Origin of the sequence: Pseudomonas sp. zjy_15 (genome assembly GCF_043101865.1) — a bacterium.
Lineage (GTDB): Bacteria > Pseudomonadota > Gammaproteobacteria > Pseudomonadales > Pseudomonadaceae > Aquipseudomonas > Aquipseudomonas putida_Y.
The window spans coordinates 172,035-184,991 of the sequence record NZ_JBICII010000064.1 but is presented as its reverse complement, the minus strand read 5'-3'; the positions used below and the strand labels follow the sequence as shown (position 1 = coordinate 184,991).

Here is a 12,957-nt window from a genome sequence, read left to right as displayed (position 1 = left end):
GAGCACGCTGCAGTGCCGCCTCTTGCACCTGTCCGGGTCAAGCACAAGCGCCCTTGGCTAGCCTGACGGCGCGCGGGTTAGGGAAGAAAGGCCCCCGCCCATAGCATTCGCAAGCGGGACGCCATTGCTCAGAGCAGCCGCTCTACGCAAGGCGTTTCATCGATTGCACTGATGATTACTATCGAGCGGCCTGCCTGTCGGCCAGGCAAGGCCGTCTCTACAATCGCCTGCAAATCCCCCCGCTCTTGCGCCTGCTACAGGCGAGATCCCTCATGGAACCTAACCCATGCCAAGCAACAGCCAGGCCCCTCGCGGCCTTCCCGAGCACAATCAACAGAGTGTCACCCAGCAATGGCTGGCAATCCTCTCGGTAGCCGTGGGTGCGTTCGCCCTGGTCACAAGTGAGTTCCTCCCGGTGGGGGTACTGAACGATGTGGCCAGCGACCTTGGCATCAGTGCAGGCCTTGCCGGCCTGATGGTGACCCTGCCCGGCATCATGGCTGCGTTGGCCGCCCCGTTGATTTCCGTAGGCGTCGGCGCGCTGGACCGGCGCTACCTGCTGATCGGCCTGACGCTGATCATGATTATCGCCAACACCATCGTGGCCTACGCCGGCGACTTCAGCCTGCTGTTGGCCGGCCGGGTGCTACTGGGTATCAGTATTGGCGGCTTCTGGGCCACAGCCATCGCCCTCAGCGGCCGCCTGGCACCTGAAGGGATGGGCGTAGCCAAAGCCAACTCCATCATCATGGCGGGCGTAACCCTGGCGACGGTAGTGGGCGTGCCTGTGGGCACCTGGCTGAGTGGCCTGATGGGCTGGCGCATGACGTTCCTGGTCACTGCACTGGTAGGCGTACCGGTGCTGCTGGCACAGGTATTCCTGCTGCCGCGGCTGATGCCGGAAAAGGCCATCCGCATTCGCGACCTGCCGGCGTTGTTCATCAACCCGCAAGCACGGGTCGGCTTGATCGCCGTATTGCTGATCGGCCTGGCACACTTTGCTGCGTACACCTATGTCGCACCGTTTTTCAAACAGAATGCCGGCTTTGACGGGCCTACGATCGGTTCATTGTTGCTGCTGTATGGCGTGGCTGGCTTCATGGGTAACATCTTCGCCGGCTTTGCAGCCAACCGCAGCGTGCGGCATACGCTGATGCTGGTCGCGCTCATGATCGCAGTCAGCACCGCCCTGTTCCCGCACTTCGCCACCGGCATGACGGGTGCCGCGATGCTGATCGCACTGTGGGGCTTTGCCTTCGGTGCGTTCCCGGCTTGCGCCAATATCTGGATGTTTGTCGTGGCGCCCAAGGATGTCGAGCGTGGCATGCCACTGTTCGTGGCCATGTTCCAGGTGATCATTGCCGTGGGCTCGTTCTTCGGCGGGCAAGTCGTAGATCACATGGGCACTGCGGTGCTGCTGAGCCTGGCCACGGCGCTGGTGGGCTGTGGCTTTGTCACCGTGCTGGTGCTGGGGCGCAACGTCAGCAACGATCTGGCGGCGCAGTCATGCTGAGCATTGCGCGGGCGCAGCGCCTCAAACCTTGAACCGCCCCACCAACGCCGTCATCTCCCCCACCAGCCCCGACAACGCCTTGCTCGCCTCGCTGGTCTGCTGCGCACCTGCCGCGGAATGGTTCGATAGTTCGCGGATGTTCAGCAAGTTGCGGTCTACTTCCCGCGCCACCTGAGCCTGCTCTTCGGCCGCACTGGCAATGACCAGATTGCGCTCGTTGATTTCGCCGATCGCACTGTAGATGCCCTCCAGCACTTGCCCCGAGGCCAGGGTCACGTCCAGTGTCGACTGGGCGCGGTTGGTGCTGGCCTGCATGGAAGCCACCGCAGCTTCGGTCCCCGCCTGCACGCTGCCGATCATCTGCTCGATTTCCTGGGTCGATTGTTGCGTGCGGTAGGCCAGTGTGCGCACCTCATCCGCCACCACCGCAAAGCCGCGCCCGGCCTCACCGGCACGGGCCGCCTCGATGGCAGCATTGAGCGCCAGCAGGTTGGTCTGCTCGGACACCGAGCGGATCACTTCCAGCACCTTGCCGATGTCCCGCACCTGCCCCACCAACTGCTGCAGGTGCGCACTGCTGGTCTGGATTTCGCGGGTCATGGCTTCGGTGCCGTCAATGTTTTCACTGACTTGCCGGCGGCTTTGCGCGGCCAGCTGGTTGGACTCACTGGTGGTTTGCGAGGTGGTGATCGCGTTGCGCGCAACCTCCTCCACTGCCGTGGTCATTTCGGTCACGGCAGTCGCGGCCTGCTCCAGCTCCTGCCCCTGCTGACGCAGGTTATTGGCGCTTTCCTCGGTGACCGCGTTCAACGCCGTGGCGGCGGCATCCAGCTGCCGGGCACAGTTGTTGATCTGCCCAAGGGTGTCGCGCTGGCTCTGCTGCATGCGCTGCAGTTCATGGAACAGTTGACCGATCTCGTTGTTACCCTGCCCTTGCACCGGCACACTCAGGTCGCCACTGGCAATGCGCCGGAAATGCCCACCGGCTTCACGCAGGGGGTGCAACACACGCTGGGCAATGAAGGCCCAGCACAGCACCGCCAGCACCATGGTCACGCCCAACAGGCACAGGCTCAGCAATTGCGCCCTGGCCAGACGCCGATCGGACTCGAGCATGATCTGCTGGCCTCGCTCGCTCAGTGTGCCCACCAGTTGCTGGCGCAGGGTTTGCAGCCGCGCCATGGCATTACCGGCATCGCTATTGACCTTGAAATACTGCTCCAGCGAACGCTGGCGAGTCGCTTCACGCTGCCCGGCTACCGCCTTGGCGTATTCGGCAAAGGTTGCCTGCAGCTCGGTTGCCAACCCGCGAAGGGCCGGTTCGCGGGCGTTTTCGACAAATTCGTCGACCAGCGCCTGGCTCTTGTTGTTCAGTTCCACCGACAGCGCCATGCGCTTGCCTGCACTCTCGTCATGGCCACCCAACTGCTCGACAAAGCCCGAAGACACATTGGCGCTGGAGCGAATCGCCATCAGCAACGCATTGTTCAACCGGTCCGACTGGTGCGCAGTCTGGTCCAGTTCAGTGATCTGCTGGTCGCTACCCAAGGCAGCCCACCAGGCACTGGCGGTCGAAAACAGCAGGGTCAGGCTGAACAGCGACAACACCCAGAACATTCCGGTGCGAATTTTCAGGTTTGCAAGCATGCGGGCAGTACTCCTTGTTGGCACCACTTCTGATCGATGATTCGAGGGTGGGTGTGCTGCTATCGGAGGTACTGGCGCAGGCTTGAGGCGCCGCGATGCGGTTATGTGCGGTAACCGAACGGAATGCGTTGAGGCCAACCTCAGCGGCTGAGGAAGTCCACTACCGCCTCGGCGAACGCCTGCGGTTGATCCAGCATGATGAAGTGGAAGCTGCCATCGATACGCTTGAAGCTGACACCTCGCGCCCCGGCATAGGCCTTAGCGAAGGTTGCGTCAACGCTGGCAGCGGGTATGCCATACATGGAGTCATAGGCATACACGACCTCCAGCGGTGCCTGGATATCGCCAAGTTCGGGACGCAGGTCGGTGATCATCAGTTCATGGGTGGCATCGGCTACTGCCTGGCGGTCCGAGCGCAGCGCCGCATCAACCAGTGCAGGCCTGACCGCTGCCGTCTTGGCCAACCGGTCGATGGCCGCGCGCTGCATGGCCTCGGTCTGCGCTGCCGGGGCCGCCAACATCGCGCCACGCACTGTGCCAGCCTGCGCTGCGGCCGTTTCAGCAGTTGCCGTGGGATCGATCAGTAACGTGTAGAACGGCAGCGCATCGACAACCATCAGCCGCCCTACCCGCTCGGGGTGGCGTGCGCCTAGCATCAGCGCGACTTCACCGCCCAGCGAATGGCCAATGATGGCTGGCGCCTCAAGGTGCTGGCTGCGGATATAATCTGCAACCGCCTCAGCAACGGGAGCGGCCACGCGACCGTCTACAGAAGGCACGGCAGGCGAGCCGGCAAAACCCGCAACCTGCACCAGATGCAGGCGGTACTGCTGGCGCAGGGTAGTGGCGAGCCCCGCCCATACCTCACGTGATGAAGCCAGCCCAGGGATCAGGATAACGTCCGGCCCCGCGCCTTCGACCTGCACCGAAATGCGCTCACCAGGCGCTGGCACTGCCTGGCTCGGTGCTGCCAACGTTGAGGACAGCGACAAGCTGGCTCCTATTGCCGCAAGCAGGGTTAGTACGCGCATGTGTGCCACTCCTTTGACTTCAATCGGGAAAAGCCCGCCACTATAAGGCGCGCGGCAAGGCGTGGGAAAACTATCGTTTGCGACCCGGCGCGCTGCATCTGGGGTGGGGCGACGCCTACGACCCGCTGTTCCTGAGTGGGCGCTCAGGCTATCGCATTGACAGGCAGGAGCAGCTGCCTTGCTGAACATCCAAAAGGCCGCGGGATCCTTGGGGGAGTAACCCTCTTGCACAGATCCTGAGGCCTGCGCGATCACTGCGGGCTTGCCAGCGAACACGGGCGAAGCCCGTGCCATCCCCTGTCGCGGCAGATGGCCGTGCCTACACCCACCGCGCCTTGCCAATCGCTTTCGCTGCGTCTACCAGGCGTTGGGTTGCCTGCCGGATCTCATCCGCATCCAGCGAAGCAAACCCCAGGCGCAAGGCGTTCTCGGCATGGCCAAACGGTGAAAACTGTCGCCCGCTGCGCACCACCAGGCCCAGCTCCGGCGCTTTGTCGACCAACTGATCCACGTTGATCCCATCGGCAAACCTCACCCACAGCGCCAGACCACCTTCTGGCGCCTGCACGCTGATCTGCTCACCGAACGCATCGCGCAAACACCCCAACAAGGTCTCACGCCGGCGCCGGTACTCGCGGTTGACCCGGCGCAGGTGTTTCTTCAGCTCGCCATCATTGATCAGGTCCGCCAACATCTGCTGCATGACTGCATCGCCCTGCCCCAGGGTCAGCATCGCCCTGCGTTCCAGCACGGTTGTCACTTCCACCGGTGCCACGATATAGCTGCAACGGAACGTGCTGCCCAAAGGCTTGGACAGTGAGCCAATGTAAATCACGTGCCGTTGATGGCGGTCGCTGGCCAACGGCAGATAAGGCCGCCCGGCAAAGTGGTATTCGTAGTCGTAATCCTCTTCGACCACGCAAAAGGCATGCTGGCGCGCCAGCTCCAGCAGCTGTTGCCTGCGCCCGGCTGGCAGGCTGACCGTGGTCGGGAACTGGTGATGGGGTGTTATGTACATCATCCGCACCTTGTGCTGCCGGCACAGGGCCTCGAGCTGATCGACCCGGCACCCCTCATGGTCCAGCTCTACGGTCACCAGGTGGGCACCCAACTGACGGAAGATTTCCCACGCAGGGGGGTAACTCAGGCGCTCGACCAGCACAACGTCACCCGGCTTGAGCAACACACTGGCCACCAGGGACAGCGACATCTGCACCCCCTGGGTCAGGCAGATATGCTCGGCGCCAACGTTCAGGCCGCGATTGTGCCGCAGCATGTCGGCCAGGGCGCTGCGCAGATTGCGGCTGCTGCACTCGCTGCCGTGGCGCACGCTGTTGCTGGTGAAGCTGCTGCGCAAGGCATTGCGGTAATAGCGGTGCAGCACAGCCTGTGGCAGCAGCCGGTGGTCACAGGCGCCGTTGTCGAAGAACAAGGCCCCCGGCCGCCCTTGCTGCGCTACAGCCTGTTCGTTCGCCTTGAAGTAGGCAACGGCAGGTTCCTCTGGCAGCGCCAGGGCAAAAGGCCGCACGGCACCGGGCACGGCCGCTGTGCCTGGCGCCAGTTGCTGGCTGACAAAGGTGCCCCGGCGTTGCACGCTTTGCAGCCAGCCTTTGGTTTCGGCTTCCTCATAAGCAAGGATCACGGTCTTGCGATTGACGTTCAGCAGTTGCGCCATCTCCCGCGTGCCCGGCAACGGCGTGCCAGGGCGCAGGCGACCCTCGCTGATTGCGGCCACCAGCCCTTCGACGATCTGCCGGTACGACGCTTGTGCCCCATCGAGTTTGAGCAGTGGCTGCCATTTACGAAGCTGGACCATATGAAATATCCAAAACTGGAGGTTCTGCTGGTCCTGGACTATAGCAACAATCGAACCTCCATTTGCCCCGAGGTGCTCATGCAAAGCCGCCACGTCATTGAATTGTCGCCCTCGGGCAAAACCTTCGAAGCCAGCCAGGAGCTGCTGCTCGATGCCATGCTCGCCAGCGGCCTGCCGGTACCCTTTTCCTGCCGCCGCGGCGCCTGCGGCTCGTGCAAGGTCAAGGTGGTATCGGGGCAGCATCAGGACAAGCAGCGGGATGCGGACACACCGCCGCCTTCCTATCCCTTGGCCGCCGACGAGATGTTGCTGTGCCAGAGCCACGCCTGCAGCGACATGCGCCTGGAAATACCCGGCTGGTCACTGGACGCACCAGCACTGGAAACCCAGGCACAGGTGGTTGGCAAGCGCGCGCTGAGCGCAGATATCGTCGAACTGGTGCTGCAGCCTGCTCAGCCGCTGGAGGTGCGGGCGGGCCAGTACATGCGGTTTCAGTTGGGCAACGGCGACAGCCGCTGTTTCTCCATCGCCAACCTGCCTGCCCAGGAACAAGGGCAACTGGTGTTTCACATCCGCAAGGTCAGCGGCGGCCTGTTCACCGAAGGTTTGCTGCCCACCCTGCAAGCAGGTGCAACGGTAAAGCTCGAAGGCCCGCTGGGCGCCTGTACCTGGCAGCACGATGACCAACGCCCGCTGATCCTTTTCGCCACCGGCACAGGTTACGCCGGCATCAAGCCGCTGCTGCTGACAGCCTTGGCCGGCGATGCCGACGTCACGCTGTACTGGGGCGGCTCATCGCCGGCGGATTTTTATGACCGCGAATTTCTCGACGTGTCCAGCAGTGTGCACCCACACTTCCACTGGCAACCGGTACTCTCGGCCCAGGCCCGTATACAGCAGGTGGCGCTCAGCCAGACGCATCGCTGGGGCGAAGCCCAGGTCTACGCCTGTGGCAATGCCACAATGATCAGCCAGACTCGCGAGCAATGCCTTGCGGCAGGGGTACAGCCCCATCGTTTTGTGGCCGAGGCCTTTGTCGCCAGTGGTGCACTGACAACGCAGGCTTCAGCAGCCAGCACGCTGCACCCTGAGCTGGAAAAGGTCGGCCCACGTTATTCGCTGGACGGCATGCTCGCGGCCCGCGAACAGTCGGTGCGGGCCGTGGCCGCCATTGCCAGCCAACTGCAGGTCGGCATGACCACCGCACAGGCACTGGAGATGGCCGCGCATACCCTGCAGGCGATGGGCGCCTCACACACCTGGCACCCCACCTACATCCGATTTGGCGACGATACCGTGCGTACGCCACGGCAAGGCATTGACCTTCAACGTGCGCTACGCGCCACGGACATCGTCGTGGTCGACGTTGGCCCGGTATGGGATGGCTATGAAGGTGACTATGGCGATACGTTCGTGTTTGGCCAGCACGCCCTGCACCACGCCTGCGTGAAGGCACTGCATGAAGTGTTCGACGAGACTCGCCAGGCCTGGGGCCGCGGGTTGACCGGGCGTGAACTGTATGACTTCGCCGAGCGCAGTGCCCAGGCCAAAGGTTGGCAGCTGGAGCGCAATCTGGCCGGGCATCGCATCGCCGACTTCCCGCATGTGTTGTATAGCCAGGACAAGCTGGCCGAGGTGGAGATTGTCCCGAGCGAGGTGGTATGGGTGCTGGAGATACAACTGTGCCACCCTACCGAACCTGTCGGGGCATTCTTCGAAGACATCCTGATTGACGAACGCAAGTCGGACGCTGCCACGGCAGCTTGAGGCCGCCAATCAAAGCGCAAGCTGTGTACCTCAGGTCAACGCCTCAAGGCTCGGCCCTTGAACCCGTAACAGGTTAAAGTTGGCAGCACAAGGAAACCATACAAGGACGATTACCATGCAAGTACGCACGCTCACCCCTGACGACCTCCCCCAGGCCTGCGCCTTGTGCATGGATGCCTTCATGCAGGCGGTCGCGCCCACGCTGTCGGCGCAAGGTATCGAGACCTTTACCCAGGTGTCGGCACCCCAGGCGTTTGCCGAGCGCATGCAGGGTGACAACCTCATGCTGGCCTGTTTTGTCGAAGGCGCTATCGCAGGGCTGATCGAGCTCAAGGAAGGCCGTCACGTTGCGATGCTGTTCATTGCACCAGGCCTGCAACGCCAGGGCATAGGCAAGCGCCTGATGAACGCAGCACTGGAGCATGCCAGAACTGAGGTGGTGACGGTAAAGGCATCATTGTCTTCTGTACCCGCTTACCAACGGTACGGCTTTACCCCGGCAGGCGACGTGGGCGAGCTTGCCGGGCTGGTGTATCAGCCGATGGAAAAGCGCCTGCCGTAAGCAGCGCAAGGCTGCTCCACAGCGGGCGCATGGTCGTCAGCCCATCTGCTGCCACAAGATCAACAACCCGGGCACCCAGGCTGTGAAGATCGCGCACAGCAAGGTCATTGCCGCCACCAGACGCTGGATCTTCCTGGCCAGCGCCAGCAGCAGGAAAAAGCTGAACCACAACACCGTCCACGCCGCCCAGTTCAGCACATCCCACACCCTCAACAGCCCTTCGGCGCCAGGGATGGAACTGACTGTCACCACCAGCGCCGTCACGCTGACGAACAGGCAGAACCAGCCTAGCCCGCGTCCATCTACCTGCAACATCTGGTTGGCGGCCACCCACAGGTAGGTAAAGGCGAACAGGAGGGTCAAGGCTCCGGCCTTGATGCCTTCGTCCGAGCCCACCACGAAGATCAGGTAGACCGCCACCAACAGGCTGAGCAAACCGACAAACAGGTTGATCACCGTCACTTCGCGGTCGGTGATACGCCCCATCAGCCAGATGCTGTTGATGAACAACACTGCACCCACATACAGCAGAACCAGTCCGTACAACATGGCAACCTCTTCTCATTCGAATTGTTTTAGGGTTTTCCTTGCCATTTCCAGCATCGACAACCGCTGTTTCATCGCCTCTTTCGACAAGTAGGCATGGGCTTCAGGCTCCTGCCAGCCCTGGGCCGCCATCAGCAGGACCTTGGCTTTGTTGATGTCGGCCTGGTGCTCCAGACGCTCCTGCAACTGGGCATTTTTCTGCATCAAGCGGGCCTGGGCCTCACTGTTGCTTCTGGCGCACACCAACGCCGGAAGCACCTTGTGGTTGTCCAGCGGCAGCACCATCACGCCGTGACACCCCAGCTCCAGGATTTGCGAAAGAATGGTCGGGCTCTCGTACTCCACCAAGGCGATGGCGGTCAGGCGTACGCCGCCCTGGGCCAGCAGCTTGCCCAACTCGGCATGGTGGCGGCCTTCGAACACCCCGCAAAACACCAGGTCAGTGTGGGTGTCGAAGGCCTTGGGCGGTGGCCAGCACTGCTTCACCGAGCAACCAATGCGCATCAGTTGCAGTACCAGGGCATCAGTGATTTCACTGGGCGGACAAACAATGCCCACGTGCAGTTCACGCAGTGTGTTCAGGATGTTCGAAGTGCTCATGAGGGGCCGCCTCCCATCATGCTCGCAGTCCAGTCGTCCAGGTTGTGAACCACCACATAGGGGTCAGGACGGATGGTCGTAGGCGATTGCCATTTGATGCAGATCTGCCCGCTTGCATCGATCTCGCCAATGCGTGAAAACAGGTGCGAATGGTTGTTCTGCTGCTCCACCTGAACCCTGCCCTGGGGGCTATCCATGCTCGTGTGGTACAGGTGATTGCGGATCACTTCCACCTCCAGGCTGCCGGTGGCATTCACCGCCTGGCACAGCATGCGCATCTGGCAATACGCCGCCTCGGCCCAAGCAGTGATGCGCACATCGGCCGGAAAGAACGCACGGCACTGACTGACGAATGCATTGCTTTGCGGCGACTCGACGCTGGTGAAGTACGGTGCCACGACGATGTTGCCGTGAGCCACCTCGGCCCCCATTTCGGCAATTTCTGCCTCGCTGGTAGTCAAGCTGGCGATCGGCGGCCGAGGGCCATTGCCATAGCGCTGTGCTATTGCTTGATAGAAGCTTGCCGTCCCCGTACCGACCACGGTCGAAAACACCACATCCGGGGCAGAACGTACCACTCGCTCGACCACCAGGGCCAAGTCATCGGCCGAGGGGTACAGGGGCATGTAGGCTTCTTCCACCACTTCGCCGCCATGCTGCTTGTACAGGTGACGCATGACATGGTTGCTTTCCCGCGGGTAGATGTAGTCGGAACCGACGAAGGCGACCCTGGCGCCGTAATGACGTGTCAGGTATGCCGCCAGCGGCGCGCTGTTCTGGTTGGGTGCCGGGCCGCCGTAGATGATATTGGGCGAGTACTCGAAGCCCTCGTAGGGCGTGGGATAGAACAGCAAGCCATCGGCGCGCTCGATGACGGGCATCACGGCTTTGCGGGTGTGCGACATGTAGCAGCCGAGCATCAGGCGCACGCCGTGGTTGCGCACATAGTCGTCACACAGGTTGCGATAACGGTCCGGGTCGCCTCCGGGGTCGCCGACCAGGGTCAGCACCGGCTGGCCGAGCACTCCCCCCTCGCGGTTAACCTGTTCTACCGCCAGCAGCGCGCCACAGCGCTGCGAGCGTTCAATGGCTGCGGTAACGCCGGTTTCGGCGAACAGCAAACCCACCTTCAATTGCCTGTCTTGTCTACTCATCACACCATCCTGTGACAACCATCATGTCGGCAACGAAAAACGGATGCGCCCGCGCTCGAGGTGGCCGGCCACCGTCATGCACGTCACTTCTGCCCGGCATGGGATGCGGTTACCGAGCAAGTACTCGGCCAGTGGCACTTCCAGCTCATGGCGGATAAAGCGCTTGAGCGCACGCGCGCCAAACTCCAGGTCATGGCCTTCGCTGGCCAGCTTGCCAACCACCGCAGCATCCAGCTGCAGGTGGCAGTGATGCTTGGCAAGGCGCCGGTTCAGGCGTGACACCTCCAGTTCAACGATGCGCTCGCCCACCTCCTGTTCGATGGCATTGAACACCACGGTGCTGTCGATGCGGTTGACGAACTCGGCAGAAAAACGGTTCACCAGGCGCCGCCGCACCAGACCCGGCAAACGCTCGCGGCGCGCTGCCTGCAGGTCAAGCAGGCGCCGCAGCGACGCCAGCGGGCCCAGCCGGTGCTGGCGTATTTCGTCTGCCGCCAGGTTGCTGGTCATGAACACCAGCGTGTTACGAAAATTGAAGCTCTTTTCACCGGAGGCCAAGCGCAGCAGGCCGTTGTCAAACACATTGAGCAGCGCCTGGGACACCTCCTTGCTGGCCTTTTCCAGCTCATCGAACAGCACGATCCCCGGGCGTCCCTGGCTTCCGTCCAGCAGCGCCTGGTCGAACAGCGTGCGGCCCTCCTTGGCGCCAGCATAGCCCGGTGGCGCGCCGGTCAGGGCGGCGGCGTAGTGTTCCTGGGCCAGCGTATTCATGTCGACCCGGCAGTAGGCATCGGCATCACCGTGCAGGGCGCGGGCCAGGGCACGCACGACCTCGGTCTTGCCGACTCCGGTCGGGCCGAGGAACAGTGCCGTGAACAGCGGCCGGCGCGGGTCGAGAATATCCGCCCGCACCACCGTGAGCACATCTTCGATGGCCTGCAAGGCTTCGTCCTGGCCCAGTACTTCGTTGCGTACTACCTGCATGACGGCAGCGACATCGAAGCGGAAACGCGACTGCAGGGTGTCTTCGCTACGCTGGTGGGTCTCGACGATTGCCCGGGTGTGGCAGTTTTCGGCATTCAGTGCAGCGCTGGAGGACGCATCGCGACGCGTCTGCTCCAGCAGGTCGTTCAGGAACGGCATGGTCTTCCCCTCGCTTTGTGAAACAGCGTGCCCGCAGGCACGCTGGGCAAGCCCGTCAGCGGGCTTCCTTTTCCTTGGCATCGTAGGGAAGACTGCCGACCGGGCACTGCGCCACCCCCGAGGTGCGCCGGGTCAGGGCCTCGACGTCCTCGCGGGCCTTCTCGGCATCCAGCACCCAGGTGCGATAGAACTCGAATGGGCATTCGGCAATGCCGCGGTCACCGTCGCCAGACAAATGCATACCGCTGTAGCCACGGTGCAGGATCTTGTACAGGTGGTTTTGCGACTGGTCGTTCTGCCGCGCATCGCGAATTTGCGAGATCGACAGCTGAGCGTACTGGATACCCATCTCCTCTTCACCGCACTCGCCAAGTGTACGGCCATCGAAACCGATGATTGCCGAGTGACCGAAGTAGGAATACACACCATCGAAGCCCGCGGCGTTGGCCACTGCAACATAGCAGTTGTTAGCCCACGCCATGGCCTTGGCCATGAGCACCTGCTGGTCCTTGGCCGGGTACATGTAACCCTGGCAACGCACGATCAGCTCGGCGCCTTTCATGGCGCAATCGCGCCAGATTTCCGGGTAGTTGCCGTCATCGCAGATGATCATGCTGATCTTCAGGCCCTTGGGGCCATCGGCAACGTAGGTCTGGTCGCCCGGGTACCAGCCCTCGATCGGACACCAGGGGATGATCTTGCGGTACTTCTGCACGATCTCGCCGTTGTTGTCGATCAGCACCAGGGTGTTATAGGGGGATTTGCGCGGGTGCTCTTCATGGCGCTCGCCGGTCAGCGAAAACACGCCCCAGACGTTGGCCTTGCGGCAGGCCTGGGCGAACACTTCGGTTTCCACGCCGGGTATGGCCACGGCGGTTTCCATCATTTCGGCCGGGTCATACATGATGCCCTGCAGGCTGTACTCCGGAAAAATCACCAGGTCCATGCCCGGCAGCCCCTGCTTCATGCCGACAATGATGTCGGCGATTTTTCTGGCGTTTTCGAGCACTTCATCGCGGGTATGCAGGCGCGGCATCTTATAGTTGACCACGGCGACGCCGACGGTGTCATTGCTGCTGGAAATATCACCATGACGCATGTTGACCACCTCTTGTTGTTATTTTTCAGGGACGAAAAAAAGCCCTCTCCGCATGCGGAGAGAGCTCATTTGCTCTTTG

At 62.3% G+C, this 12,957-nt stretch carries 11 protein-coding genes; 3 read left to right on the top strand and 8 right to left on the bottom strand.

Annotated elements, in window-relative coordinates:
- Window positions 1-286: 286 nt before the first annotated feature.
- Complete coding sequence (locus ACF8EF_RS12835; RefSeq protein ID WP_392461237.1) at window positions 287-1,513, top strand: MFS transporter; 1,227 nt, start codon at window positions 287-289, stop codon at window positions 1,511-1,513.
- A gap of 21 nt (window positions 1,514-1,534) precedes the next feature.
- On the opposite strand, the gene ACF8EF_RS12830 is transcribed toward ACF8EF_RS12835, so the two are convergent.
- From ACF8EF_RS12830 to ACF8EF_RS12820, 3 genes are all read right to left on the bottom strand, one after another.
- Complete coding sequence (locus tag ACF8EF_RS12830) at window positions 1,535-3,160, bottom strand: methyl-accepting chemotaxis protein (RefSeq protein ID WP_392461236.1); 1,626 nt, start codon at window positions 3,158-3,160, stop codon at window positions 1,535-1,537.
- Between the two features lie 140 nt (window positions 3,161-3,300).
- A complete protein-coding gene (locus ACF8EF_RS12825) occupies window positions 3,301-4,191 on the bottom strand; it encodes an alpha/beta fold hydrolase (protein WP_392461235.1) in 891 nt (296 codons plus the stop codon).
- Between the two features lie 319 nt (window positions 4,192-4,510).
- A complete protein-coding gene (locus ACF8EF_RS12820; protein WP_392461234.1) occupies window positions 4,511-6,007 on the bottom strand; it encodes a PLP-dependent aminotransferase family protein in 1,497 nt (498 codons plus the stop codon).
- Between ACF8EF_RS12820 and ACF8EF_RS12815 the strand changes: the two genes are divergently transcribed.
- Complete coding sequence (locus ACF8EF_RS12815) at window positions 6,008-7,774, top strand: M24 family metallopeptidase (protein WP_392529115.1); 1,767 nt, start codon at window positions 6,008-6,010, stop codon at window positions 7,772-7,774.
- Window positions 7,775-7,889: 115 nt separating this feature from the next.
- Window positions 7,890-8,336 carry a GNAT family N-acetyltransferase gene (locus tag ACF8EF_RS12810; protein ID WP_176684129.1) on the top strand — a complete coding sequence of 149 codons (447 nt, stop codon included), beginning with the start codon at window positions 7,890-7,892 and terminating at the stop codon, window positions 8,334-8,336.
- A 36-nt stretch (window positions 8,337-8,372) separates the two neighbouring features.
- Here the strand turns inward: ACF8EF_RS12810 and ACF8EF_RS12805 are convergent, their stop codons facing one another.
- From ACF8EF_RS12805 to ACF8EF_RS12785, 5 genes are read right to left on the bottom strand one after another with little or no spacing between them, the layout of a single operon-like run.
- Window positions 8,373-8,885 (bottom strand): AmiS/UreI family transporter, encoded by a 513-nt coding sequence (locus tag ACF8EF_RS12805; protein ID WP_209966662.1) that lies wholly within the window; start codon window positions 8,883-8,885, stop codon window positions 8,373-8,375.
- A 12-nt stretch (window positions 8,886-8,897) separates the two neighbouring features.
- Complete coding sequence (locus ACF8EF_RS12800; protein ID WP_012052055.1) at window positions 8,898-9,482, bottom strand: ANTAR domain-containing response regulator; 585 nt, start codon at window positions 9,480-9,482, stop codon at window positions 8,898-8,900.
- A complete protein-coding gene (locus ACF8EF_RS12795; protein ID WP_392461232.1) occupies window positions 9,479-10,636 on the bottom strand; it encodes a transporter substrate-binding domain-containing protein in 1,158 nt (385 codons plus the stop codon). The genes ACF8EF_RS12800 and ACF8EF_RS12795 overlap by 4 nt, the downstream gene beginning before the upstream one ends.
- 21 nt (window positions 10,637-10,657) lie before the next feature.
- Entirely contained in the window at window positions 10,658-11,779 is a 1,122-nt protein-coding gene (locus ACF8EF_RS12790) for an AAA family ATPase (RefSeq protein ID WP_392461231.1), read from the bottom strand.
- A 55-nt stretch (window positions 11,780-11,834) separates the two neighbouring features.
- The gene (locus ACF8EF_RS12785; RefSeq protein WP_176684133.1) at window positions 11,835-12,878 is read right to left on the bottom strand and encodes an aliphatic amidase; all 1,044 of its coding nucleotides are present in this window, start codon (window positions 12,876-12,878) and stop codon (window positions 11,835-11,837) included.
- Window positions 12,879-12,957 lie beyond the last annotated feature (79 nt).